15 protein-coding genes and 1 pseudogene are annotated in these 26,332 nt (G+C 43.0%); 8 read left to right on the plus strand and 8 right to left on the minus strand.

Annotated features, from left to right (window positions below; translation table 11 throughout):
• Positions 1-25 precede the first annotated feature (25 nt).
• From IM797_RS10670 to IM797_RS28680, 4 genes and pseudogenes are all read left to right on the plus strand, one after another.
• A complete protein-coding gene (locus IM797_RS10670; RefSeq protein ID WP_194127090.1) occupies positions 26-2,938 on the plus strand; it encodes a glycosyl hydrolase 115 family protein in 2,913 nt (970 codons plus the stop codon).
• A gap of 114 nt (positions 2,939-3,052) precedes the next feature.
• Positions 3,053-4,435, plus strand: a complete 1,383-nt coding sequence (locus IM797_RS10675; RefSeq protein ID WP_228098800.1) for a glycoside hydrolase family 105 protein — start codon at positions 3,053-3,055, stop codon at positions 4,433-4,435.
• Between the two features lie 8 nt (positions 4,436-4,443).
• Positions 4,444-5,649 carry an oligogalacturonate lyase family protein gene (locus IM797_RS10680; RefSeq protein ID WP_228098801.1) on the plus strand — a complete coding sequence of 402 codons (1,206 nt, stop codon included), beginning with the start codon at positions 4,444-4,446 and terminating at the stop codon, positions 5,647-5,649.
• 19 nt (positions 5,650-5,668) lie between these two features.
• Positions 5,669-7,216, plus strand: a pseudogene (locus IM797_RS28680) (glycoside hydrolase family 2 protein); the annotation flags it as partial.
• A gap of 1,411 nt (positions 7,217-8,627) precedes the next feature.
• Here IM797_RS28680 and IM797_RS10690 read toward each other — a convergent pair.
• The gene (locus IM797_RS10690; RefSeq protein ID WP_194127092.1) at positions 8,628-11,594 is read right to left on the minus strand and encodes a sugar-binding domain-containing protein; all 2,967 of its coding nucleotides are present in this window, start codon (positions 11,592-11,594) and stop codon (positions 8,628-8,630) included.
• Between the two features lie 16 nt (positions 11,595-11,610).
• Positions 11,611-12,618: a family 43 glycosylhydrolase gene (locus IM797_RS10695; protein WP_194127093.1), complete on the minus strand. Its 1,008-nt coding sequence runs from the start codon at positions 12,616-12,618 to the stop codon at positions 11,611-11,613.
• Between the two features lie 189 nt (positions 12,619-12,807).
• Between IM797_RS10695 and IM797_RS10700 the strand changes: the two genes are divergently transcribed.
• Entirely contained in the window at positions 12,808-14,091 is a 1,284-nt protein-coding gene (locus IM797_RS10700; protein ID WP_228098802.1) for a rhamnogalacturonan acetylesterase, read from the plus strand.
• Between the two features lie 53 nt (positions 14,092-14,144).
• Here IM797_RS10700 and IM797_RS10705 read toward each other — a convergent pair whose 3' ends face one another.
• Genes IM797_RS10705 through IM797_RS10715 form a run of 3 tightly spaced genes read right to left on the minus strand, consistent with a single transcriptional unit; the run spans position 14,145 to position 18,668 of the window.
• Positions 14,145-15,083, minus strand: coding sequence for a glycoside hydrolase family 43 protein (locus IM797_RS10705; RefSeq protein ID WP_194127094.1), 939 nt, complete (start codon positions 15,081-15,083; stop codon positions 14,145-14,147).
• A 5-nt stretch (positions 15,084-15,088) separates the two neighbouring features.
• Positions 15,089-16,636: an alpha-N-arabinofuranosidase gene (locus IM797_RS10710; RefSeq protein ID WP_194127095.1), complete on the minus strand. Its 1,548-nt coding sequence runs from the start codon at positions 16,634-16,636 to the stop codon at positions 15,089-15,091.
• Positions 16,637-16,667: 31 nt separating this feature from the next.
• Positions 16,668-18,668, minus strand: a complete 2,001-nt coding sequence (locus IM797_RS10715; protein ID WP_228098803.1) for an alpha-L-arabinofuranosidase C-terminal domain-containing protein — start codon at positions 18,666-18,668, stop codon at positions 16,668-16,670.
• Between the two features lie 181 nt (positions 18,669-18,849).
• Here IM797_RS10715 and IM797_RS10720 point away from each other — a divergent pair, with 181 nt between their 5' ends.
• On the plus strand, positions 18,850-19,881 hold the full coding sequence (locus tag IM797_RS10720) for a GntR family transcriptional regulator (RefSeq protein WP_194127096.1): 1,032 nt from the start codon (positions 18,850-18,852) through the stop codon (positions 19,879-19,881).
• Positions 19,882-19,890: 9 nt separating this feature from the next.
• Here IM797_RS10720 and IM797_RS10725 read toward each other — a convergent pair whose 3' ends face one another.
• Both IM797_RS10725 and IM797_RS10730 read right to left on the minus strand, forming a co-directional pair.
• Entirely contained in the window at positions 19,891-20,265 is a 375-nt protein-coding gene (locus IM797_RS10725; protein WP_194127097.1) for a DUF779 domain-containing protein, read from the minus strand.
• A 68-nt stretch (positions 20,266-20,333) separates the two neighbouring features.
• Positions 20,334-21,839 carry an aldehyde dehydrogenase family protein gene (locus IM797_RS10730; RefSeq protein WP_194127098.1) on the minus strand — a complete coding sequence of 502 codons (1,506 nt, stop codon included), beginning with the start codon at positions 21,837-21,839 and terminating at the stop codon, positions 20,334-20,336.
• Between the two features lie 182 nt (positions 21,840-22,021).
• On the opposite strand from IM797_RS10730, the gene IM797_RS10735 reads away from it, so the two are divergent.
• Positions 22,022-22,951, plus strand: a complete 930-nt coding sequence (locus IM797_RS10735) for an AraC family transcriptional regulator (RefSeq protein WP_194127099.1) — start codon at positions 22,022-22,024, stop codon at positions 22,949-22,951.
• Here the strand turns inward: IM797_RS10735 and IM797_RS10740 are convergent.
• Positions 22,948-25,308 (minus strand): ATP-binding protein, encoded by a 2,361-nt coding sequence (locus IM797_RS10740; protein WP_194127100.1) that lies wholly within the window; start codon positions 25,306-25,308, stop codon positions 22,948-22,950. The two genes, IM797_RS10735 and IM797_RS10740, sit on opposite strands and share 4 nt — an antisense overlap.
• Before the next feature lie 126 nt (positions 25,309-25,434).
• On the opposite strand from IM797_RS10740, the gene IM797_RS10745 reads away from it, so the two are divergent.
• Positions 25,435-26,325 carry a pirin family protein gene (locus tag IM797_RS10745; protein WP_194127101.1) on the plus strand — a complete coding sequence of 297 codons (891 nt, stop codon included), beginning with the start codon at positions 25,435-25,437 and terminating at the stop codon, positions 26,323-26,325.
• Positions 26,326-26,332: the final 7 nt, after the last annotated feature.

A 26,332-nucleotide genomic window follows, 5' to 3' on the forward strand; every position in this document is an offset into this window, starting at 1 on the left:
AGCTTTATTTTAGCTCCAGAATTTTATGACAACAAAACGAGTATTGCTGGTAAAATGCCTGATTATAATGGTACAATTTTTCTTCATAAAGTACGGTGCAAAGGCACAGGTCGCTAAAGTCGCCATTTCAACGCAGGCTTCATCCGCTGCCTTTCCTTTAGTGAGTAATCAAGTAGCAGCAGCGATTTATATAGATAAAAGAGATGCCGAGGTAGTCAATATCGCAGCTAATGCATTAAAAGATGATCTGAAATTAGTGACAGGTACCAGTGCAAAAGTAAATAACAGTGGGAAAATAACCAGTCCTTTTTGTGTGCTAATCGGAACCCTTGGGCAATCCGAGTTAATTGACAAGCTGGTGCTTCAAAAAAAGATTAAAACAGCTGGGGTCACTGGAAAGTGGGAAACATTCAGCATTTCTATAGCTGATCATCCGCTTCCAGGTGTAAAACAGGCATTGGTTGTGATGGGAAGTGATCCCCGCGGAACTGCCTTTGGCGTTTTTGAACTTTCTAAGTTAATCGGTGTTTCGCCCTGGTACTGGTGGGCTGATGTGCAGCCAGCCTCAAAAAAAGAGATTTATGTACAAGGTGGAATGGTATCCAATCCGCCCGCCGTTAAATACCGTGGTATCTTTTTAAATGACGAAGATTGGGGGCTACAGCCATGGGCTGCTAAAACCCTGGAGCCCGAAACTGACGATATCGGTCCGAAAACGTATACACGGATATTTGAATTGTTGTTGAGGCTTAAAGCCAACCTGATCTGGCCGGCTATGCACCCCAGTACCAAAGCATTTTACCACTATCCTGGTAATGAAAAGGCTGCCGCTGATTATTCCATTGTGGTTGGATCTTCTCATGCAGAACCCATGTTACGCAATAACGTAAGCGAATGGACTAAAAATAGGGGGGCTTTCAATTACCTGACCAATAAAGATGCGGTGCACCAATACTGGGAAGATCGGGTGAAAGAAAGTAAAAATAACGATGCCGTATATACAGTAGGTATGCGTGGTGTTCATGATAGCGGTATGGAAGGTGTAAAAAGTGTGAAAGAAGCCATTCCATTACTCGAGGGAATTATTGAGGATCAAAGGAAGCTGTTGCAAAAATACATCAATCCTAATCCTGCTGCTGTACCGCAGGTGTTTACCGTGTATAAAGAGGTACTGGATATTTACGATGGGGGGATTAAACTGCCGGAAGACATCACCCTGGTTTGGCCGGATGACAATTATGGATACATCCAGCGCTTAAACAATGAAAAGGAAAATTCCAGGGCAGGCGGTTCTGGAGTCTACTATCACGCTTCATATTGGGGGCGCCCGCACGACTATCTGTGGTTGAGCACCACACATCCGGGGCTAATTCGCGAAGAGATGATGAAAGCTTATCAGACTAAATCTGATCGTTTGTGGGTATTGAATGTGGGTGATATTAAACCTTCAGAGTACAATATGCAATTGTTCCTGGATATGGCGTACCAGACTAAACCTTTTGAAGAAAGCAGTTATACCAAAGTCCATTTGCAGAACTGGGCATCAGATATATTCGGCCCCGAAAATGCCAGTCAGATTGCCGAGGTGCTGTGGAAATACTACCAGCTTGCTTTTGATCGAAAGCCAGAATTTATGGGATGGAGTCAGACTGAGCCGACCACAAAAACCAGTTATACCGCTTATAACCATTTCTATTATGGTGATGAGGCACAACGAAGGATAGACCAATATGAGGGCTTAACAGCTGCTGTAAAGGCTTTGCGAACCCAGATTAAAGCCAAAGACGCAGATGCTTTTTATCAACTGGTTTATTATCCGGTTGTCGGTGCGTCCCTCATGAACAAGAAGTTTCTATACCGAGATAAAGCCATGTGGTACACCAAACAAAACAGGACAAGTGCAGCCGATTATGCCAGCTTATCTAAACAGGCATACGAAGATATTGTAAAAGAAACCCAATATTACAATAATGGACTTAGTGGCGGGAAATGGAAAGGAATGATGTCCATGAGCCCACGTAATTTACCAGTTTACCAAACCCCTGATTTGCCCGCAACCACGATTGATCAAGCAGCGGTATGGAACATAGCTCCGGAAGGCTTTATTCGGCCCGACTCGTCGTTAGTTAAAGGTCCGGGGTTTGTTTTACCTGCTTTTAACCGTTTTGCCAACAAGCGTTATTTTGTCGATGTGTTTCTAAGCACAGATAAAGTTTTAGAATGGAAGGCCGAAACAGAATCCTGGATTAAATTATCGCAAAGTTCGGGTAAACTGGAGCCGCAATTTGGAAAAAGAGAGCATCGCATTTGGGTAAGCATAGACTGGGCTAAAGCAAATCAAAAAAGTGGACAGATTACATTTACAGCCAACGGAACAAGACGGACAGTACATGTTGATCTGAGTACAGAAGACAGTTATCTCGATATTCCAGCAACTGCGTTTAGCCGAAAAGTGGATCATGGAATTCAGCAATGGTCTTTGTTAAAAGATCTGGGACATACAGGCCAAAGTTTAATGGCTTTGCCGCTTGTTGGTGTGCAAATTCCTGACATGAAAGTCACTGGATCGCTTAAAAATAATGCATATGTTGAATACGACTTCAACACTGCAGCAGCTACAAATCCTGAAATAACCATATATACTTTGCCAACCCATCCGCTCAACAACAATTATCGCATGCGTTATGCAGTTGAAGTTGATGGCAACGCCTACCAGGTAATGGATTTCAAAACCCAGGGCAGGAGCGAAGAATGGAAGCAGAATGTATTGAGCAATAGCGCCACTAAAAAACTGAAACTGGATCCGTTGAATCCGGGAAAACATACACTGCGCATCTATATGATCGATCCCGGCGTAATTCTGGACCGCATTATCCTGGATTTTGGTGGTTTAAAAAGCGGGTACAGCTATGGATTGCTTGCCCCGGTCAGCCTTTAGCTTTTTCCCGATTGTAATGACTTCTTTACGCCTTTAACAGGATGCGGCAGGATGCCCTTGCTGCTGAAATGCGCTAGATTAGGCTGACAAATAACCGAATAAGACGTTTGAATCATGTTTAACTCCGCTCAGTCTGTTAAAAATACCGGGTTTAAAATGCTTTGCATCTGCGGGCTTATATTTCCGGCGGCGCCGTCTTTTGCCCAATATGTTCCCCATAAAGGAAATGATGTAACCACACCTTTACACCTGCTAAAACCTGCTTATATCACGCCTTACGGTGAAACAAAATTAGCTGACATCAAGATATCTTTAGATCGTGTTTTCAATTATCTCAATGCGACCACACCTTTTCAATTGGTGGATAAAACCACCGGTACTGCGCTTGCTGATCTAAAAAAGGCCAATTCAAATTCGATATTTAAACCAGGAGATTACCGCTTGACCAGTTACGAATGGGGGGTGACTTATACTGGAATGCTTGAAGTGGCTGCAGCAACAGGAGATAAGAAGTATCGTGATTATACAATCAATAGGATCAACTTTTTGGCAGATGTAGTGGCTACTTATCAAAACTACTTAAAAACGAACAAAGGTGCTGTGACTCCAGTACGTTCCATCATAGATCCGCATGCCCTGGATGATGCAGGAGCCATCGCGGCTTCAATGATTAAAGCACAAAGAACTGGAGAGATCAAATCAAATCTGCGTCCGGTTATTGACAATTACATCAATTATATCATGACTAAGGAGTTTCGTTTGAAAGATGGAACATTGGCCAGAAACAGACCACAGCCCAATACCCTCTGGTTGGATGATTTGTACATGAGCTTACCCGCACTGGTGCAAATGGGTGTTTTAACAGGTGATGTAAAATATTTTGATGAGGCTGTAAAGCAATATCAATTGTTTGCCGACCGGATGTTTAATCCTGAAAAAGGTTTATATATGCACGGTTGGGTACAGGATATGGATCCGCATCCGCAATTTCATTGGGCCAGGGCAAATGGCTGGGGACTCATGACGAAGATTGAAATGCTGGACGTCTTGCCTGAAAATCATCCTGGAAGGGCAATCGTATTGAAAATATTAAAAGCACACGTCAAGGGTTTGGCGAGCTTGCAGGATGGCACGGGATTCTGGCACCAGTTACTGGATAAAAATGATTCTTATCTGGAGACTTCAGCTACTGCCATTTATGCCTATTGCATTGCCCGTGCCATTAATAAAGGCTGGCTGGATGCCAAAGCTTACGGCCCGATGGCTTTACTGGCATGGAATGCCGTGAGTACTAAAATTAATGCGCAGGGACAGGTAGAAGGCACCTGTGTGGGCACCGGAATGGGCTTTGATCCGGCCTTTTATTACTACCGCCCCATCAATGTTTTCGCTGCACACAGTTATGGCCCCGTACTTCTGGCCGGTGCCGAAACCTACCGCATGTTAGAGAAACATCCTTTTGAAATAAATGACAGTGCCGTTCAAATGTATAAATAATCAATTCAATGATGATGAAATCAAATTGTATTTTAGTTGGTCTGACAGCGCTGTTGTGGCTCCCGGGACAAGCGCAGGAAAAACTCGAAACGGGTTCTAAAAAACCGATGCCCCAGGAATGGATAGATCTGCAGACCGGGCATAAAGTTGTCCGCCTTTCCCGTTTACCCGGAAACAGCAGTAGCTTTTACTTTCATAACAATCCATTTGTGGGTGATAAAATGTTTTTTTACAACTCAGTAAATAACAGCCGTCAGGTATTTACGGTAGATATGAAAACCCTGAAAACGGAACAGATTACCCATCAGAAAAACCCGATGCGTGCCGAAATTGTGGCCCATAAATCGCAGGAAGTAGTTTACCAGATTCAGGATAGCGTATTTGCCAGTAGTGCAATAACCAAGAAAACACGCTTATTGTATGTTTTTCCCGCAGACCTTAAAGCAACAGTATCTACGATGAATGCGGATGAAACGGTACTGGCAGGCAAATTTAGTGATGGAGACACCGAACGGGAGATCTTAAAGCAGTATCCTGAAAAAAGCCAGTTCTTTAACCGGATCTATGATGCTAAAATTCCGAACACCTTGTTTACCATCGATCTGAAAACAGGGAAGTTGAATAAGATTCATACTGAAAAGACCTGGCTGGGGCATGTGCAGTTTTCTCCCACAGATCCTAACCAGCTGATGTTTTGCCAGGAAGGGCCATGGCATAAGGTGGACCGGATCTGGACCATTAACATCGCCAACGGAGAAGTTAAAAAAAGGCATAACCGGACCATGGACATGGAAATTGCGGGACATGAGTTTTTTGCACCTGATGGTAAAACCATTTGGTTTGACCACCAGATGCCACGCAGTACCAAATTTTATTTAACAGGCGTAAACCTGAATACTGGTGCCGAAAAGAAATATGAGCTGCAGAGAAATGAATGGTCTATCCATTTCAATATCTCTCCCGATCAGCGTCTGTTTGCGGGCGATGGAGGAGATCCCAAACAAGTGGCCAAGGCTGATGATGGCATGTGGATCTACCTGTTTAAGCCGGTTGGCGATAAATTCCAGTCAGAAAAGCTGGTTAACATGAAAGCACATGGGTATAAACTAGAACCCAATGTACACTTCTCTCCAGATGGTAAATGGGTGATTTTTCGAGCCAATTTTGAAGGTGAAAGCCAGGTGTACGCTGTAGAAATCGCAAAAAGTAAATAACAACATAGTAAACAATCTTATGAATTTAAAAGCAGGAATTTTTAGCCTGAGCTTATTAGTCTGTTCTGCTCTGCCGGGTTTTTCACAAACGAAACCTGTAAAGCAGATCCAGTACCTTTCCGGAACAGATAACGTGCATACCAAAACCTGGGACTTCTGGGCCACAGGCGGTAGAAATAGTGGGATATGGTCTAAAATTGAAGTGCCTTCACATTGGGAGCAACAAGGTTTTGGTGCATACAATTACGGTCGCGACTATGTAACTTATGGAAAAAACTTCCGCTTTGCCGATGAAAAAGGTATATACAAGCATCGCTTTACAGTACCTATAGACTGGAAAGACAAAGATGTTTACATCGTTTTTGAGGGGTCGATGACGGATACTGAGTTGAAAATCAATGGTAAATCTGCAGGGCCTGCCCATCAAGGTGCTTTTTACAGATTCAGGTACAACATAAACGCGCTAATCAAATTTGATAAAGAAAATCAATTGGAAGCTGTGGTTAGCAAAATGTCGGCCGATGCCTCTGTAAACAATGCGGAACGCCTGGCCGACTACTGGATATTGGGTGGAATTTTCCGCCCGGTGTATCTGGAAGCTTTCCCAAAAGAACACATCGACTGGACTGCCATTGATGCCAAAGCAGACGGTACATTTAACATGAATGTTCATTTGAAAAATGTAAAACCTGGAAGAACCATCCTTGCTGAAATTGTGGATAGCAAGGGGAAGGTTGTGGCCACTACAAAAACAACTACAGGTAACGACTCGGTCGCCAATGTAAAGGCGGTGGTTAAAAATCCGGCACTTTGGACCGCAGAAAGTCCGAACCGCTACCAGGTGAATATCACGGTGCAGAATGCAGGCAAATCCATTTATCAGGCAACTGATAAATTTGGTTTCAGGACCATAGAGATCAGAAAAGGGGACGGGATTTACCTCAATGGAACCAAGATTAAAATGAAAGGGGTGAACCGCCATGTGTGGTGGCCGGAGACCGGGCGCGCAATTAATCCGCAAATTGATTTGATGGATGTGAAGCTGATTAAAGAAATGAACATGAATGCTGTTCGCTGCTCTCATTATCCACCAGACCAAAGCTTTCTTAACATCTGTGATTCATTGGGATTGTACGTGCTGGATGAACTGGCAGGCTGGCAAAAAGCATACAGTACCAAAGCAGGGCGGCCATTGGTTAAAGAAATGGTGATCAGGGATGTCAACCATCCTTCGATTATTTTTTGGAGCAATGGAAATGAAGGCGGACATAACTTTGATCTGGATGCAGACTATGCCAAATATGATCTTTCCAGGCGACCGGTCATTCATGCACACCATAAACCGGGTAATGCTTTTGGCGGAATTGACTGTAATCACTATGAGGATTATTACAGTACCAAAAAGATTTTAGCGGATACCAATATCTATATGCCTACCGAATTTTTACATGCCCAGGATGATGGCGGTGGTGCAGCATCGCTGGCTGATTTTTGGGATTTACATTGGAAGGAAAAAAGAGGTGCAGGTGGCTTTATCTGGGATTTGGCAGATGAGGGCCTGGTACGTACCGACCAAAACCGCATCATTGATGTGAATGGTGTAAATGCACCGGATGGCCTGGTTGGTCCGCATCGCGAAAAAGAAGGCAGTGCTTATGCCATACGTGAAATTTACAGCCCGGTGAAAATTGACCTGAAAGTGTTGCCTCAAGACTTTAATGGAACTATTCCGGTCGAAAACCGTTATCATTTTACCAATATCAACCAATGTCAGTTTAAATGGGAACTGATCAATTTTAAAAAACAGGATGAACTGGACCATGGATACCTTTCTTTAAAACAGGGTGGCGTAACTGCACCTGCCATTGCGCCGGTAGCAAAAGGAAATTTAAAAATAGATTTGCCCGGAGATTGGAAGAATTACGATGCCCTGGCACTCTCGGCATATGATCCTTTTGGAAACGAGCTATACAGATGGGTATGGAAAGTAAAATCTAATGCACAGTTGTTTGCCAAATCAGTAGCGCGGCAGCCATCCAATACCGCTGGTGTAACAACTACCGAAACTGATAGTACGCTTACGATGAAAGCCAGTGGCATATCGGTTACGTTAAGCAAAAAAACGGGTAAACTGGTACAATTGGGTAACGAAAGTAGTGCCGGTTTATTTTTCAATAACGGACCTGTTCTGGTTTCCGGCAATGCCAGTTTTACCGGATTAAAATACAGTAAAGAAGGTGATGCCATTGTGGCCGAAGCGGCTTATACAGGCGATATGAAATATGTGCGCTGGAAAATGAACGCGAACGGTTGGTTGGAAATGACTTATGAATATGCCTTAAATGGCGATTACAGGTTTGCTGGTATCAGCTTCAATTATCCTGAAAACTTTGTTTTAGGTGCCAAATGGCTGGGTAAAGGCCCCTCAAGGGTGTGGAAAAACCGTTTACAAGGCGGCACCTATAATGTTTTTGAAAATAGAAATAACAATACTCAAACAGGTAGTGCGCCATGGGTTTATCCAGAGTTTAAGGGCTATTTTTCGGATGTGGTTTGGATGGAAATGAATACTGTACAGGGTAAATTTACCATCGCTTCACCGGATGATGATTTGTTTGTTCGTCTGTTTAACTTTTATGGCTTAAGCGGCGTGGCTTCTTATCCGCAGCTTCCTGTAGGAGACATTTCCTTTCTGGATGCAATCCCGCCAATTGGAAGTAAACTGGCCTTAAATGTAACACCAGATGCGAAAAACCTTGGCCCACTTGGCGAGTTAAACCACATCAATGGCACCAAAAAAAGAACGCTGTTGTTTTACTTTGGCTTGCCAAAACCAGATGGTGACAATAAACAGTTTACCATGCCTAAAGAGAATATTTTAACGAATTAAAAGCAAGTAAGATTGAGCAGATTTGCATCAAACAAAAAAGGAGTTGCGCATGTGCGCAACTCCTTTTTTGTTTTGAGTATTTAGTCAATTAAGGATTTTCATATACGTCTGCTTCAATGATGCTGAAGGCACCTTTTGAATTGGAACCCGGCATATCAATACCGTCATCCAGCTTTTTGCCATTCATTTCCGTGCCGAAATTGCTGCCGTTTTGACCAGCTCCAGTATTGCTTAGCAAAATGGTAACCGTTTTGCCTGTTGTCGCTTTACAAACAGCGGTAAAATAGCCTAAACCAGGCTTGGTAAGGCCATTGAATACTTCCTTATTGTCAACTAAAATCCGGATTGGATAAATCTTGGTCCTGAATCCGTTCAATTTTAAACCGACACCTGTTATGGTACTTTCTTTTGCTAAAGTATATTTGATCCAGGCAGTTGAAACCTTGCCATCATTGGCCCAGCCAGTCAGCTCATTATCATCATAGCTTAGTTTTGCCTTGTCTGCATTAGCACCGGCATCTGCAGCCACGATTTTTACCGTTTTACGGCTAACTGTATATGAAGGGCCAGCGGGGGTAGCACCTCTGCTCAAATCAGATTTCAGTCCGTCTGCAGGTAATACTGTTGTTAAGCCATCCTGTACCTGGAAAGGTACGGACTCAAAAGAAATAGAAGCCGTCTTTAATCCCTCAGCACTTGCGGTTAAATCTATTTTTCCAGCGGTAGTTGTAGAGCGGATGATGACACGGTTTACGCCGCCTTCAACAGGTAGTATTTTTGATAAAATATAGTTATCCGGGCCTTGGGCAATGCCACCACGCCATTCGGCCGGGCCAGTCAATTTGAAGTTAACCGGGTTCAATGCAGTAGGACAACGGTTGCCGTTCTGATCAATAACTTCCACTTCTACCAATACAGCATCAGCTGCATCCGCTTTAAATCCGGTCGGGTTTTTTAAGGCGGTTAAGCGAAGTGCTGCAGGAACTCCTGCAGTTTTCAATTGGGTTTCCGCCAGTTTCTTGCCATTGTTGTCAAAGGACACCGCTTTTAAAATGCCAGCTTTCCAGCTGATGTTTTTAAAGGTATATAGAAACCCATCGCTGAGTTCGCCAAAGCCCAGAGACTTATTGTTTAGCACCAGTTCTACTTTGTCGCCTGTAGCCACCACATAGATGTCTTTCTTTACACCAGCTTTGTAGTTCCAGTGACCCATGATGTGGATCCCCGTTTTCTTCGGCTCAACCCATCCATCCCAGATGACCTGGTGGGCATAATAACCGTCTTTTGGAATGCGCATGGCATCTACTTCTCCACTGCGACGGTAGTTCTCTTCGCCACGGTGATGGGTATTGGAATCTGAAAAAATGATATTTACACCACCAGAACTAACGCGTGTACCGGTACCCGGACGTTCCTGATAATAATCATTCCAACGGGCAATACTTTCAATCGCGTGCGAATCCTGGTTTCGGTTGTAATCACTGGCATCAGCGCCTTTGTACAAAGGGCCGGCACCGTTTTTATGGAAAGGCGGACTATACTCATCCCAGTATTTTCTTAAACCTTCATCACGGGAATATTCCATAGACCATAATGGCTTGTTTGCGCTTTTGTTGATATACAGCATTTCCCCGCCATACTCTGCCTGGTCAATATCCAGCATTTCTCTGGAACCAATCGCTCTGCCTCCATGTGGATCATACTGGTTGCGGATATCTTTCATTTCCTGCATGTGCGCTGCGCTGATCGACTCATTACCGCACTCATAAAACAAAATACTTGGATTGTTGCGGTTGTAAATAATGGCATCGCGCATCACTGATTTTCGTTGTTCCCATCTTACTCCTTCTACATCTTTCTCAGCATCACCGGCAGGCATAGCTTGAATTAAACCTACACGGTCACAAGATTCAATATCTTGTTTCCATGGTGTAATGTGCATCCAGCGCACCAGGTTGGCATTGCTTTGAACCATGAGCTTATTGCTGTAATCGCTCATCCATGCCGGAACAGAAAGTCCGATGGCTGGCCATTCATTGCTGGTTCTTTGTGCATACCCCTTCATCATCAATACGCGGTCATTTAAATAAACCATGCCGTTTTTAAATTCAGCTTTTCTAAAGCCAGTTTTTGTGGTCATTTCATCCACTACCTTACTCCCTGTTTTTAAGCGGGTAGTTACAGCATAAAGATACCCGTAACCCCAACTCCAGAAATTCAGATTGTTTACAGCGGCTTGTGCTGTCAGTGTTTTGGTCTCGCCAGGTTTGATACTCGAGCTTGGACCATTAAAGGTTTTGATGATTTTATTGTCGGCATCCCTGATTTCTACTTCATATTGAAAACTTTGAACGGTGCTGTCTTCATTTTTAATTTCCGACTGGGCTACGACGCTTGCAGATTTGCCTGGAATGTCAAAATCCTGAGCAAATATGTAAGTCCCTGTTGTTTTCAATGTGGTGTACAAGGGTAGTGTTTGGTACAATTTACCTGTGGCATGCAACCTCGCGTTTTTAGACAATCCACCATAGTTGGCATTGAAGTTTTTATCGTTCCATTGATAACCAGAATTGGTGGCTTTTTCTTTATAATTCCAGGCATTGTCGATGCGTACAGCCAATACGTTTTCTTCTCCCTGGGGTTTCAATACATCGGTAATATCGAAACCAAAAGCCATAATTCCATTTTCGTGCAAACCGATGAACTTTCCATTCAGATAGAATTCCCCAGCCTGACGAACGCCTTCAAATTCCAGGAATATCTTTTTCCCCGCATCTGATGGCCGGATTTTAAAATGTTTGCGGTACCAGGCAATGCCGGTAGGTAAATCTTCAATTGATTTTCTAAAAGCTTCATCCTCATTCCAGGCATGCGGAAGGGTAATGTCTTTCCAGTCTTTATCGTTGAAGCCGGGCGATGCTGCATCGGTTGCATCGCCAACATACAGTTTCCAGCCGGGATTAAAATTATAAGTTACCCTTGTTGGATTTCCGGACTGGGCAAAGGCAATGTAGCTTATTAAAAAGCTTAAGATTAAGGTCAGTTTAAGTCTCATATATTGGGTCGTGTGTTTAATGTTTTAAGGCGATTTTTAAGGGTTTGTCTCTGTCACAGGTGATTTCGCCATGGTGGTATTCCAGTTCTGCAAGCTGCAAACTGCTGCGTCGGGTTTCGTAATTGTCTATGCCTTTATTTGCTGGTGTCCTGCCTGGATGGGTAAAATAGTAGATAAATGCGCGTCCATTGTTTACCACCACATCGGCATGACCACCCATCACCTCATCGTCAGTTCCCTTGCCTGGAAGCTGGAGAATGTTTTCGGCTTGCCGTTTCCAGCTGATCAGGTCTTTCGATGCATAAACGCCAAGCCCTTTCCAATTGTCGACAATCATCCAATAGGTATCCTTCCAAGAAAATACCTTGGGGCCTTCGCCGCCACGATCTGCAATCACACGTTTCCCTGCGTCCTTCCAACGGTAGAGGTCGTCACTTTCGGCGTAATAAATGGACTTGCTATCCATTTCATTGTTGTAATACATCCGCCAGCCCGCTCCGGGTACTTTAAATACACAGGCATCGATACATTTTTCAGAGGCAAGGGTTAGTTTAGACTCAAATTTCCAGCTGATCAGGTTGTTGCTGCTCAGGTGGACAATATATCTGGGGTGCCGCCAATCGCTGAAAACTCCGGGTACATAGGTAAGATACATGTGATAGGTTCCTTTGTTTTCGATCACTTCAGGTGCCCAGTGGGTATAATCGCTCAGCCGGTATTGAATGTCGCAGGTGTCACGGTATTTCCAGTCTACTCCGTTGTAGGACTCGGCAATGCCGATCCTGGTTCCATGAACCCAGGTCACACCGTCCAGATCTTTTACATTTGCACGGCGATTGGTGTACAACATAAACCACTTCTTTTCGGCTTTATTCCAGATGACAACCGGATCTGCTGCACCATCGTATACCGGATCACGGTAAACAGGCTTGGGCACCTGTTGAGCTTTCTGGTTACTTTGCGTATGTGCGAATACAGGAATGAAGAGAAGTATAAGCCAGAATAAACGTTTCAATTGCTGCATTTGGTTAGCTGATTTTTTGCCCGGTTTTAATTTGCCTCAAAATACGGCCTGATCGGCCGTTTGGCAACCCGTTCTATCCTGAATTTGTGCCTTGGTCATATCATTTTTACAATGCTTAACAGGATGGTGCATGTTGGATGTTAAGGAAAGGAAATGTACTCTTGTGATCTGAATATAAACGATAAAATAATGATGAATGCCAATAGCTTCATAAAGGTAGCATTTGCTGCAGCTATGATTAGTACAAGTTTAAAAGCGCAGGTGAAAACTGCTTTTAAATTTGATTTCTCCGATGGTAAAAAGGTTTCTGGGCTCACCCGGGTATTGCCCTCAGATACGTATTCCAAATTGAAAGGATATGGCTTTGACCTGGATACGAAGATCAATGCTGAAGACCAGCCTTTTTATTTTTCGGTTGCTGTACCTGAAGGGAATTATAAGGTAACTGTGACTTTAGGTGATGCAAAAAAAGCAATGGAGACTACTGTAAAAGCAGAGTCCAGGCGACTGATGCTGGAAGATGTGAAAACTAAGGCTGGTGAATTGGTTACCAGAACTTTCATTGTCAATGTGAAAGATCGTAATATTACTGGTGGGGAAGTAGTTGGGCTGAAGCCTCGTGAATTAACCAAACTGGATTGGGACGATAAACTGACACTTGAGTTTGCAAAGCACCCTGCTGTTAAATCCATTGAGATTTCAAAAGTATCGGATCAGATTACGGTTTTCCTGGCTGGTAACTCCACTGTCGTCAACCAGGATGATGAGCCCTGGGCCTCATGGGGTCAAATGATCCCGAGGTTTTTTAAACCGGGTGTTTCCTTTGCGAACCATGCAGAATCCGGATTGACGCTAGGTTCTTTCGCTGGAAGTCGCAGATTGAAGAAAGTATTGAGTGTTATGCAGCCTGGGGATTATCTGTTTATTGAATTCGGGCACAATGACCAAAAAGAAAAAGGGCCTAACGATGGCGCTTACAAATCTTATACAGAACGTTTGAAAAACTTTGTTGCTGAAACGAAGAAAAAAGGAGGAATTCCGGTGATCGTCACTTCAACCAGCCGCCGTGCTTTCGAAAATGGAAAGATTGTGAACTCTCTGGGTGATTTCCCGGAAGCTGCGCGGAAGGTAGCTGCTGATGAAAAAGTGGCATTGATTGATTTAAATGTGATGACTGCTGATTTGTTCAATGCTTTGGGAGAAGAAAGCTCCAAAAAGGCTTTTGTGCATTATCCGGCAAATTCCTATCCGGGACAAGATAAACCCTTAGCTGACAATACGCATTTCAATACCTATGGTGCGTATGAAATTGCGAAATGTGTGGTGGAAGGGATTAAAAAGGCAAATTTAGGGATCAGTAAATTTCTGATCGATCCGGCATTTAACTTTGATCCTTCAAAACCGGATGCTGTGGCGAACTGGCATTGGCCGGAAAGTCCGAAAAGTAGTGTGGTGAAACCAGATGGGAATTAGAGATATTCAGGCTGTATCATGATTCTGATTTTGCTCAGGATACAGCCTGCGAATTATTGTTCAAGGAGCTTTTTAAGCTCCTTTTTAGTAACTTGTAAAATGGTACCATGTCTTAACCCTGTAGGTAACGCTATCTGATCGGATACATCAGTCCAGTTTTTCAGATCCTGTGATTTGATAGCGCCATATTTGTGATCGCGGTATTTGTCGAAATATACCACCCAATCTTTACCCCGTTTTAAAGCGGTTGGGCCCTCTGCCCAATAGTTTCCCGTAATCGGTGCACTGGCAGCAGTATAAGGCCCGGTCAATTGATCGGCAAAAGCAATTTTAAGATTTTTCTGGGCTGGTTCCCTGGTTTCATCCTTCAGGAACATCACAAATTTATCCTTGTCTTTCACAATACTGGCATCAATGACATTAAACCCTGGATCATACAGCAATTTGGTATCTGAAAAGGTTTTGAAATCCTTGGTGGTCACGTAATACATCCGGTGGTTGTAGCCGTCGTCAGCTTTAGATGCAGTTTCAGGGAAACGGCCGATGATGGTTGTTGCCCAATAAATCATATACAGCTTGCTGGAAGGGTCATAGGTGATTTCTGGTGCCCAGGTATTTCTGGCACCTTCTTCTTTTACCATCACCGGAATGAACTGCTGTTCAGACCAATTGATTAAATCTTTCGAACTCGCATAACCAATACCCTTGTCTTTCCAGCTTACTGTCCAGACCATATGAAACAGGCCATCCGCACCACGAATGATACAAGGGTCGCGCATCAGTTTGTCTTTGCTTACGGTCGGTTTTAAGAACGACTGGTCATTTTTTAGGCTCTTCCAGTGATAAGCATCTTCGCTGTAGGCGAAATGCAGTCCATCTTCCCCATTTCCTTTAAAATAAGCAAACAAATAAGGATCTTTGGCCTGTTGGGCCTTTGCAGCAGGTAATGCCACCGCAAGGGTTAAATATAAAAATATAGCTTTAAGCTTCATGATGGTTATTTAAGTTCTAAAACGACTACCGATTGCGCTGGAAGTTCAACATTCAAATTTGCACCTTCTTTTTTTGCGCCGTTAAATTTAGCAATACTTACTTTGTTCGGTGTAGTAAAGGTATTGACATCGTTTACATTTTGTGAAGTGATGATTTGTCCACTAACTGATTTCCACTGCTGACCATTTAAACTGGTATTCAATTTGATTTTATTTTTGGGATCGAGGTTAACCAGTGAAATGTGTATGGCTCCAGATGCATCCTGTGAAGCAGAAACATTCAAGGCTGGTATTTTTTGATTTCCGGAAACATAATCCGGGCTGACAAACTCAATGGGCAGGTATTTGGCATCCTGATGAACCTTAAATAGGTCAAACACATGGTAAGTAGGGGTAAGCAGCATTTTGTCTTTTTCTGTTAAAATCAGGGCTTGCAATACATTAATTGTCTGGGCGAGGTTGGCCATCTTAACCCGGTCGGAATGGTTGTTGAAAATGTTCAGGGTTGTACCTGCAATTAATGCATCTCTTAAACTGTTTTGCTGATAGAGAAAACCCGGATTGGTTCCAGGCTCTACATTCGTCCAGATGCCCCATTCGTCCACAACCAAAGCTACTTTTTTTGCCGGATCGTATTTGTCCATAATAGCGGCGTGTTTGGAAACAATTTCTTCCATTCTCAGGCAGTTTTTCATTGTACTGAAATACTGTTCCTCATTGAACCCGGTTGCCGAACCCTTGTCTTTCCAGTTCCCGGTTGGCAAGGTATAATAATGTAAAGTTAATCCCCACATGCGGGTACCTATGTTTTTCATACACGTTTCGGTCCAGTTGTAATCTTCGGCATTGGCTCCGCTGGCAATCTTTTTTAAGGGCGCACCTTCATAATTACGGGCATAGGTAGCGTACCTGCGGTACAGATCACTATAATATTGTGGGGTCATGTTTCCGCCACAGCCCCAGCTCTCATTGCCCACGCCCCAGAAACTTACTTTCCAGGGCTTTTCACGTCCGTTTTGTTTACGCAGACTGGCCATCGGACTCACCCCATCAAAATTCAGGTATTCCACCCATTTGGCCATTTCTTCAACTGTTCCACTACCAACATTACCGGCAATATAAGGTGCTGTGTTGAGCATTTCACAAAGTTCCAGAAACTCATGGGTACCGAAACTATTGTCTTCGGTTACACCGCCCCAGTTTGTGTTCACCATTTTTGGCCGAAGGCTGCGGTCTCCAATGCCGTCACGCCAATGGTATTCATCAGCAAAACATCCTCCTGGCCAGCGCAGGTTCGGGATTTTTATTTTCTTTAAAGCCTCGACAACATCCAGTCTGATCCGGCCTTTATTTGGTATGGCCGAGTTTTCAGCTACCCAGAAGCCATCGTAAATGCAACGGCCAAGGTGCTCGGCAAAATGTCCGTAAATGTGTTTACTGATGACCTGCTTGTCAGACGGTTTAATGCTTAGCTGTGTCAGGTTTTGTGCCTGGCTACTGTTGGCAGCCCATACCGTGCAGAGGCTTAAACAAATGAATCTGGTTAATTTCATGTGTAATGATTTGGTTTTTACTTATAGTTCTTTATTTCAAAGCTATCCTGATCACATTAAATGAATAGGGTTTGAGGTTCAGGTGTAACCTCTGGCCTTTAGCTTTTAAGCTTGTTTTTTTTGGAGCTACAGCCACAGGTGATGCAAAAGAGTTGACACGCTTCAGGTCCATTTCCGCCATTTCCTCTACATCAGCAATACCTTGTATTTTATTTCCGCTAATGTCAAAATCGGATGATTGTGCCTGATCTGAGGAATTGATCACTTTGATGATTAATGTTTTATTTTTCTGATCTGTGACAGCTGAAGCATACAGCCCTTGTTGTCCGGTTGCCGGTTGATCATTCAACAAGATGGTTACCACTTCCGTACCTTTGTTTACTGAAAATAGCTTTTGCACGTAATAATCCGGACTGCCATAGCATTGCAGATTATCTACCCAGATCATATCCGGTGCCCATTGCCAGGCATCTATATTGGCAAATAGGGGTGCATAGGATGCCATTTGTACCACTTCCGAGTTTCTTTCCAGGCCGGTCATGAAGGCCGCTGCAGCTAAAGCACTTTGCCAGTTGCTCCTGTCGCTGCCAACAATTGCTTTGTCTGCATGGGCGGCATATTCACCAGCAAAAACTTTACTGCCAGTACGCGGGTAGCTGTCATATCTTGCTGCATTTTTCAAAAACCAGTCTGCCGGACGATAATAATGCTCGTCAATAAAGTCGGTGTTTTGTTTGCGGAGTTCCGTATTCAATAAGTTAAAACGGTCTCCATCCGGATCTGTTCCAGAGCTTGCAATGAGTTTAAATTCTGGATATCTTGATTTAATGACATCAGTAAAAACCTTCAAACGTTCTAAGTATTGGGGACCCCAGTTTTCATTGCCAATGCCCATCATTTTGAGGTTAAATGGTTTCGGATGACCCATTGCTGCACGTATTTTACCCCATTTGCTGCTCACATCGCCATTGGCAAACTCAATCAGGTCAAGCGCATCCTGTACATAGGGATCGAGTTCTGTCATGGCTGCTACTTCCCCAGTATTGTACTGGCAGGCCATGCCACAGTTTAAAATAGGCAAAGGTGCCGCGCCAATGTCTTCCGCCAATTGAAAATATTCAAAAAATCCAAGGCCGAAAGTCTGGTAATAATCTGGACTTGGCCGGTGCGCAAATTCCGTATTCCAGCGGTTGATCATCGTTGGTCGTTCTGCTACAGGTCCAATGGTGTTTTTCCATTGATACCGGTTCGCCAGATCAGTTCCTTCAACGATACAGCCACCCGGAAAGCGTAAAAAGCCGGGTTTCATATCGGCAAGCATTTGTACCATGTCGGCTCTAAGTCCACCAGGGCGCTTCATCCAGGTATCTTCTGGAAATAAAGACAACATATCCAGATCAATTTTACCACTGCCTTCAAACCATATGGCCAGTTTTGCCTTAGGTTCAGTTTCTGTCGCGCGAACTGGAATGTTTTGCTTTTTCCACACAGTACCCGTCTCGGCAGGTTCCAGTATGGCTTCTCCAATCACCTGGTCATTTTTACCCAATAGCTGGACATGCAATTTGATCCCTTTTGAAGCCTGTCTGTACAAGGTAGAAAAATCATAATTCAACCCTTTCTTTACGCCGATCCCTTTAAAACCTTCATTAATCAGACCCAGGCTCCCTACTGTAGCTTTGTTTGTATTTACCTGAAGGTATCTTGGATTGGTGGCATGGATTTCCTGTTGATTGATGATCAGTAATTCGCCTTCTGTAGCTTTTTTTCTCTTAATAGTCCAGCCCATCCAAGGTTTCCCAAACTCAAAAGAACGGTTTTTAACCAGTTCAGCATAAATTCCGCCGTCAGCACCAAAGTTAATGTCCTCAAAAAATACACCCCATAATGTTGCAGGTACTTTTGCAATGGGTTTAGCCGTTTCAATTTTAAATGTAGGATTGACTTGTGCGCTACACATGCTGTAGCTGAGGTTAACTGAAGAAAAAATAGCCGATGCCAGGAAGACCCGGAGAATGGAAGGATGTTTCATGCAAATTACAAATGGTTAGTATTAAATAGTTGAAATTAGTAATTATAATTGTCATTTATACAATTAATAATCTATAATATTTTTGTTGTATTTCCGGCAACGATTGCGTAAATAAAAATTGTATTTGTACCTGTCTTTTAGTAATCTGCAGGTTCTTGCGAGCAATTCTAACCAAATCATTATGAAGTTGACTGATTCCTATAAATATATAAGCATTGACGAGTATTCTGCAACGCCTAAATATATTCAGTTGACCAATTCTATACTGTCTGCTATAGAAGCCGGGCATGTCAATAAAAATGATATTTTACCCTCGATCTGTGACATCAGTAATGAATTGGAGATTTCCAGGGATACTGCTGAAAAGGCTTACCGAAACCTGAAAAAAATCGGCGTTCTGGAGTCTATACCTGGTAAAGGTTTTTATATCATGAATACCGATTTTAGGCAGAAGCTGAAGATTTGTTTGCTGTTCAATAAATTAAGCTCTTATAAAAAAATCATATACGACTCTTTTATCACAGCTGTGGGAGAGGACGTGGCTACGGATTTATACATTTACAACAACGACTTTACCTTATTCAAAAACTTTTTGGCCAACAAAAAAGATAAATATTCTCATTTTGTCATCATGCCGCATTTTATTGAAGGCACAGAAAAGGCCTGTGAAGTGATCAACACCATTCCAAAGCAAAAGTTAATCATCCTGGATAAACTGATCCCTGGTGTTACGGGGGAGTATGCGGCGGTGTATGAAGATTTTGAAAATGACATTTACAATGCGCTGGAACAGGCAATTACCGAGCTCAGTAAATACGATACGATCAAATTGATTTTTCCGAATAACAGTTATTATCCCAAAGAAATCATCAAAGGTTTTTTTAAGTTTTGTCAGCAATACGCCTTTAAATATGCATTGGTGCCAAATATTGCCGAAGAGCCCATACAAAAGGGAGAAGTTTACATCAATTTGAAAGAAGATGACCTGGTTACGCTTATTGAACGGATTTTAGTGCTCGATTTTAAGATCGGGACAGATGTTGGTTTAATCTCTTATAATGAAACACCGATCAAGAAAATTATCCTGAACGGAGTCACAACCATCTCTACCGATTTTGGCAAAATGGGCGATCTGGCCGCCAAGGTCATTTTGGGCAATTCAAAGGAACAATTGAAAGTGCCTTTTCACCTTACCCTGAGGGCTACGGTTTAAATAAATCATTTATTCTGCCGGGATTAGGGGCACTAAATCTTGAAGTTCTGGTTCGGTAAAGAGGCGCGACTGGATAAAAAAGGCTTTGTCTATTGTGGATTCCAGGGAAAAACTGGCGGCCCGGCCTTCCATCACATCCAGGGTCAATTGCGTGTGTTTCCAATATTCAAACTGGTCACCGGCCATATAGAATTTACAATCCTCAATTTCGCCGATGCAGATGTCATTTGAACCAATTAAAAATCCGCCTTTTTCAAAGCAATGGGGATAGGAGCCTTCGCAGCAACCACCACTTTGATGAAAGAATAGTTCTCCATATTCAGATTGAAGCTGACGGATCACTGCTGTTGCGGCTGGTGTAGCCAATACTCTTTTTGTACGCATGATGATAGGGGTTAAAGGAAAAAACTGCCTGATACCGGATCAGGCAGTTCGAGTATTAAAACCAGTTGCTAAAAGAAACCCAACTTGTTTTTGTCGTAAGAGATCAGCATGTTTTTGGTGCTGCGGTAATGATCCAGCATCATTTTATGATTCTCCCGGCCGAAACCTGATTTTTTATATCCACCAAATGGTGCATGTGCCGGATAAGCATGATATTGATTTACCCAAATGCGGCCTGCCTGTATGGCACGTGGTACCTGATACAGCTCGTGGGCATCCCTTGTCCAAACGCCTGCGCCTAATCCATATAGTGTATCATTGGCAATTTCTATGGCTTCTTCCACAGTTTTGAATGTGGTTACGCAAGCCACCGGACCGAAAATCTCTTCCTGGAAGATGCGCATTTTATTATGTCCTTTCAACAGTGTTGGCTCAATGTAATACCCGCTTTCTAAATCCCCCTCCAGTTTATTGGCAGATCCGCCGGTTAAAACTTCTGCGCCTTCTTCTTTACCGATCTTCAGGTAAGAAAGGATTTTCTGGTATTGTTCGTTAGATGTCTGTGCACCCATCATACCGGTTTTATCCAGTGGGTGCGCAATTTTGATCGATTTTGTGCGCTCTATAACTTTCGCTATAAATTGATCATAAATACTTTCCTGGATCAATATTCTGGATGGGCAGGTGCAAATCTCCCCTTGGTTCAGGGCAAACATGACAGCGCCTTCTACGGCTTTGTCAAAAAAGGCGTCATCTGCTGCTGCTACCGATTCAAAGAAAATATTAGGGGATTTGCCACCCAGTTCCATCGTTGATGGAATGATGTTTTCGGCAGCGTATTGCATGATCAATCTACCTGAAGTCGTACTGCCTGTAAAGGCTACTTTAGAGATCCGTGTAGAGGTCGCCAATGGCTTGCCGACTTCTATTCCGTAACCGTTCACCACATTCAATACACCCGGAGGCAATAAATCGCCAATCAGTTCCATCAATATGATTATAGAAACCGGGGTCTGCTCTGCTGGTTTTACTACGGTACAGCAGCCCGCTGCCAGGGCAGGTGCAATTTTCCAGGTGGCCATCAACAAAGGGAAATTCCATGGTATAATTTGTGCCACAACGCCTATGGGCTCATGGAGTACAATACTTACTGTATTTTCATCATGTTCAGCAATGGAGCCCTCGTCTCCCCTGATTACACCGGCAAAATACCTGAAGTGATCAACCACCAGTGGTAAGTCAGCAGCCAGGGTTTCACGGATGGCCTTGCCATTGTCAACGGTTTCAACCGTAGCCAGGAACTCCATATTGTCTTCTATTTTTTGCGCGATTTTTAACAGGATATTGCTCCTGTAAGTCGGGGAACTTTTGCTCCATGTTTTAAAAGCTTCGTGCGCGGCATCCAACGCAAGTTCAACATCTTCTTTACTGGAGCGTGCAGCTTTAGTAAATACTTTTCCATCAATGGGAGAGATGTTGTCGAAATATATTCCTTTTACAGGCGGAACAAATTTGCCGCCGATGAAATTATCATACTGAGCTTTGAAAGCTGGTCTTTCTACTAAATTATTCATACTGTCGTTTTATTTATAAATACCTGGTTTTGATTTGGTCTATACAAACCTAGTTGTCAAATGCTCCCATTAGATAGTATAATCGTTGCATCTAGTAGCACTATCGTTTCAGCTAGTGTAACCTTGTTGAAACATAATTTATGCTTAACTTGTACGTTAATATTTAACCAATCCTGTAAACGATGCATTATATTCCCAATGCCGTAAATCTCAGTAAAGCCGAAAGCCTGCAAACACTTGTAGAGAATAGAACGTCCTATACCCTGGAACGCTGCGAGCTGAATATTTTTGAGACTTATACCCAATCTTACCTGGTGCCACTTGCTTTTAACGATTTCGTAATCACCAGTATGCTGCGTGGAAAAAAGGTGATGCATTTATATGATCAGGACGGCTTTGACTATTTGCCGGGGCAGACGGTGATCGTTCCACCGGCTGTGACCATGAAAATTGACTTTCCGGAAGCCAGGGATGGCAATCCTACGCAATGTATCGCATTGGCGATTGATCAGGAACAGATCAAAAAGACCATCAATTACCTGAATGAGTTTTTTCCAAAAGAGGGAAAAGAGAAATGGGCACTCGATTATGATAAATACCATTTTGACAACAACCAGGAAATTGCTTATTTGATCAATAAAGTTATCCGAATTTGTTCAGAACAATCAACAGCTAAAGATGTACTGGCAGACCTGACACTGAAAGAATTGCTGGTGCGTATTATGCAAAGCCAGAACCTGAATGCCTTTGCCGCAGGTGATATGCATGACCATCACAATCCACTCGCCTTTGTGATTGATTACATCAAATCCAACCTGAATGAAAAGATTAATATCAATGGCCTGAGTGATAAGGCCTGCATGAGTAAAGCTACTTTTTACAGACTGTTTAAAAGAGAACTCGGTATCAGTCCAAATGATTTTATTTTGGCCGAACGGATTGCCAAAGCCAAACAGTTGTTGAGTAATCCTTCAGCTAAAGTGGCTGCGGTAAGCTACGAATTGGGTTTTAACGATGCTAATTATTTTATCCGGGCATTTAAAAAACTAGTGGGCATAACGCCGGGAAGTTATCAGTTACAGTTTCGCACGCAAATGGCGGTAAGATCTTAAAGTTGAATGTGGTGCAACACCTTGCGGTACAATTCGTCGGGTAGGAAGGGTTTGATCACAATATCATCGATGCCGGATTGCTTTACTTTTGAGGTGATCTCTTCAGGCAAATTGGCGGTTAAAGCGATAATGGGTATGGTAATTCCATTTTCGCGCATTTTGGTTGTAGCTTCGTATCCGTCCATAATCGGCATGTGCAGGTCCATCAATACCAGTCTGTGTTTTTCAGGATCAATTTTATGCAAAGCTTCTAAACCGTTCATAGCTACATCTATACTCGCTCCCCAGCGTTCCAGATACCTTTGTGCGACCAGGACATTCATTAAATTGTCCTCTACCAAGAGAATATGAATGCCGCTTAAAGGTTTTTCACTTTCATCAGGAGATTGTTCAACAGGTTTATGTGTACTGTCTTTCATGCTTTTTTCAAATACATGAACAAAGAAAAAATTTGAGCCTGTACCCGGCTCACTGATCAGGCATAACGTAGAGCCTTGTAACTCAAGTAACTTCTTTGAAATGGCCAGACCAAGTCCTGTCCCCCCAAATCCTCTGGAAGTGGAAGAATCTGCCTGTGTAAACCGGTCAAAAATAACTTTTTGCTTTTCTTTAGAAATGCCAATACCGGTATCTTTAACCTGGATTGTTAAAGTGATGTTCCTTTCGGTTTCTTCAGTTACGCGGATGTTGACCTGCACCGTGCCCTGACTCGTGAATTTGATCGCATTGTGAACCAGGTTTGTAATCACCTGGCTGATCCGTGTAGGGTCGCCGATCAACTTTGTTTTAAGTCCGGGATCTATTTGTAAATTCAAAACAATGCCTTTGTCATGCGCCGACATCTGCAGTCCTGAAACGATGTTTCTGGCAATGAGACGTATGTCCATTTCAATCTGCTCAAAAACGATCTTTCCGGCTTCAATCTTATTATAGTCCAGGATATCATTGACAATGGAAAGCAGGTTGTTTGCAGAAAAAAGCATCACATCAAGTTGTTCCTTCTGATCATTCCTGGGATTGTTTTTTAGCAACAGGTGGCTCATGCCAATCACCGCATTTAAAGGTGTTCTGATTTCGTGACTCATGGTACTCAAAAACTCACTTTTTGCTTTAAGGCCCTGTTCCGCTTCTGTCCTGGCCTTTTTCAATCCAAAGGAAACCCGATGGGAGAGGATAAGCGATTGCAGAAAGAAAAAACTAACGTAGAAAAAGAAACTGACCAGCTGAAGCTGGGGAATGATTGACCAGTAATGCAATAAGGTAATGGTGAATACGGGCATTAAGGCAAATGAACTCAGCAAAGTGTAAATTGCCCCAGGTCTTTTCCTGAGGTAGGCAAGGGTATATACATAGGGAACGTAAACAATGCAGAAAAGCATAACCGCAAGAAAAGGGTTGATCAGCTTGGTAAAGAAAAGTGGGGGTAATACCAGTGCTGCAATGGAAAAAGTAAAACAAAAAAGGGCGATTGCATTGACAATCCTGATGTTACTATCCTGAGGATACAAGTAACGCGTATAGAGGGCAAACAGCCCGATGCCTAAAAATAAACTCAGGTATTCCAATCTGATGGTGATGTACCAACTCAAATTGGGGACAATGGTGTGTAGCACATAATTGTCAATGCCTGCAACACGATAACTGTAGACTAGCGAATAGCAGGCAAAGAAGAGAATTGCCTTGTCCCGGTTTCCCATCAGGTAAAGGCCAAGAAAAAACAGTCCACCCATAATTAAGCATCCACTAAGCAGCAGGTCAATGGCTTCGGTTTGCTTTCGTTTCAATATGATGTCTTCCTTATTTCCAATCCAGAGGGATTTTTTTATCCCACCTTTGCTGTGGCTGAAATTGGAGATTTGCAGCAAGATGTTCAGGGTGTCGGTAATGCGTGGAAGTTCTGCTGTTCTATACTCCCAATAAGGGACAGAATTTTTTTTATTTGTACCAACTTTGCCATTGTAGGCAACCAGTTGTCCGTTGATGAATAATTTATAGGCCGTATATACTTCCGGCATGGCAATGCGCATGGGCTCTTTCGTATCAGGTAGCAAAACCTGTAACTGGTAGGTTGCATAACCGTATGAAGGAAGAGCCTTTCCGTTGACAGGGTCTGTCCAGCGGCAAGGAAAGTTGACGAGGATCCCTTTGCTTCGGGGAGTTTCACCAGGATTAAACAGCTCATGCCAATAGAAAATCCATTGGCCGTTTAGGGCTATTTTTTCATCCAGACTTTGTCCGCGCAGATCAATTACCCCATTTATAGCCATAGGAGCCTTACTCTCGGTCAGGCCGAAACTTTGACCTGCACTAAGTAGAATCAATAAAATGAGGCAGTATAAGAATTTATTGATTCGCATTAGAAATTGTAGAAACATTTGCCTGCAGGAACAACTGGGTTTATTTGTATTTTAATTTGGAGCTAAGGTATTGAATTCAAAAGTTAATTCAAATTTAGCTATCTTGGCCATACAATATTTTCCCATATGTCTAACATCAGTCTGATCATTGAAGAAAGAGCTGCCAATATTGGCAATTTTATGGTAGGCCGGCTATTGCCTTTTCGTGAAAAGAGGATGGTAGGGCCCTATATTTTTATCGATCACATGGGGCCTGCGGCGTTAAGTGATCATGAGAATATGGATGTTCCACCACATCCCCACATCGGTTTGTCTACCCTGACATATTTATTTGAAGGAGCGATCAGGCACCGCGACAGCATTGGCTCAGACCTCGATATTCATCCGGGTGCAGTAAACTGGATGACCGCCGGAAAAGGAATTGTACACTCGGAACGTACACCGGAATCCCTCAGACATTCTGAGAAAAATCTACATGGTCTGCAAATCTGGGTGGCTTTGCCCCTGGAACATGAACATATGGAACCCTCGTTCCAGCATGTGGAAGCGAAGGATATTCCACATTGGGAAGATCAGGGTGTCACTTTCCGGCTGATTGCAGGCGAAGCTTTTGGACGCAAATCGCCGGTCGATACTTTTAGTCCGCAGTTTTTTATAGAAATTAAAAGTACAACTGCACAAACCTTAAATATTGGCGATTCACTTTTTGGTGAATCGGGTATGTATATTTTAGAAGGGAGCGTACAGAGTGAGGCGCATGAATTTGGGCCAAAACAGATGCTTGTTGCCAAAGATGCCAGATTATGCACATTTACTATGGCTCAAAATACAACCATTTATATTTTTGGAGGCGAGCCTTTTCCTGAGGAACGATTCATTTACTGGAATTTTGTAGCCAGTTCACGTGAAATTATTGAAGAAGCCAAAGAAAAATGGCTGAAACAGGAATTTGACCGCGTACCTGGAGAAACTGAATTTGTACCATTGCCCGAACAAGGCCGAAATATTAAACACTAAGCAGCAT

Source organism: Pedobacter sp. MC2016-24, from assembly GCF_015223055.1.
GTDB lineage: Bacteria > Bacteroidota > Bacteroidia > Sphingobacteriales > Sphingobacteriaceae > Pedobacter.

What these genes read in the sequence shown, in the direction of transcription:
- IM797_RS10725 (WP_194127097.1), bottom strand. Translation starts at nt 20,265, where the DNA reads ATGCGTACAAAAAGAGTATTGGCTACACCAGCCGCAACAGCAGTGATC.
- IM797_RS10700 (WP_228098802.1), top strand. Translation starts at nt 12,808, where the DNA reads ATGATGAATGCCAATAGCTTCATAAAGGTAGCATTTGCTGCAGCTATG.
- IM797_RS10735 (WP_194127099.1), top strand. Translation starts at nt 22,022, where the DNA reads ATGCATTATATTCCCAATGCCGTAAATCTCAGTAAAGCCGAAAGCCTG.
- IM797_RS10690 (WP_194127092.1), bottom strand. Translation starts at nt 11,594, where the DNA reads ATGAGACTTAAACTGACCTTAATCTTAAGCTTTTTAATAAGCTACATT.
- IM797_RS10695 (WP_194127093.1), bottom strand. Translation starts at nt 12,618, where the DNA reads ATGCAGCAATTGAAACGTTTATTCTGGCTTATACTTCTCTTCATTCCT.
- IM797_RS10740 (WP_194127100.1), bottom strand. Translation starts at nt 25,308, where the DNA reads ATGCGAATCAATAAATTCTTATACTGCCTCATTTTATTGATTCTACTT.
- IM797_RS10745 (WP_194127101.1), top strand. Translation starts at nt 25,435, where the DNA reads ATGTCTAACATCAGTCTGATCATTGAAGAAAGAGCTGCCAATATTGGC.
- IM797_RS10680 (WP_228098801.1), top strand. Translation starts at nt 4,444, where the DNA reads ATGATGATGAAATCAAATTGTATTTTAGTTGGTCTGACAGCGCTGTTG.
- IM797_RS10670 (WP_194127090.1), top strand. Translation starts at nt 26, where the DNA reads ATGACAACAAAACGAGTATTGCTGGTAAAATGCCTGATTATAATGGTA.
- IM797_RS10715 (WP_228098803.1), bottom strand. Translation starts at nt 18,668, where the DNA reads ATGAAACATCCTTCCATTCTCCGGGTCTTCCTGGCATCGGCTATTTTT.
- IM797_RS10730 (WP_194127098.1), bottom strand. Translation starts at nt 21,839, where the DNA reads ATGAATAATTTAGTAGAAAGACCAGCTTTCAAAGCTCAGTATGATAAT.
- IM797_RS10710 (WP_194127095.1), bottom strand. Translation starts at nt 16,636, where the DNA reads ATGAAATTAACCAGATTCATTTGTTTAAGCCTCTGCACGGTATGGGCT.
- IM797_RS10720 (WP_194127096.1), top strand. Translation starts at nt 18,850, where the DNA reads ATGAAGTTGACTGATTCCTATAAATATATAAGCATTGACGAGTATTCT.
- IM797_RS10675 (WP_228098800.1), top strand. Translation starts at nt 3,053, where the DNA reads ATGTTTAACTCCGCTCAGTCTGTTAAAAATACCGGGTTTAAAATGCTT.
- IM797_RS10705 (WP_194127094.1), bottom strand. Translation starts at nt 15,083, where the DNA reads ATGAAGCTTAAAGCTATATTTTTATATTTAACCCTTGCGGTGGCATTA.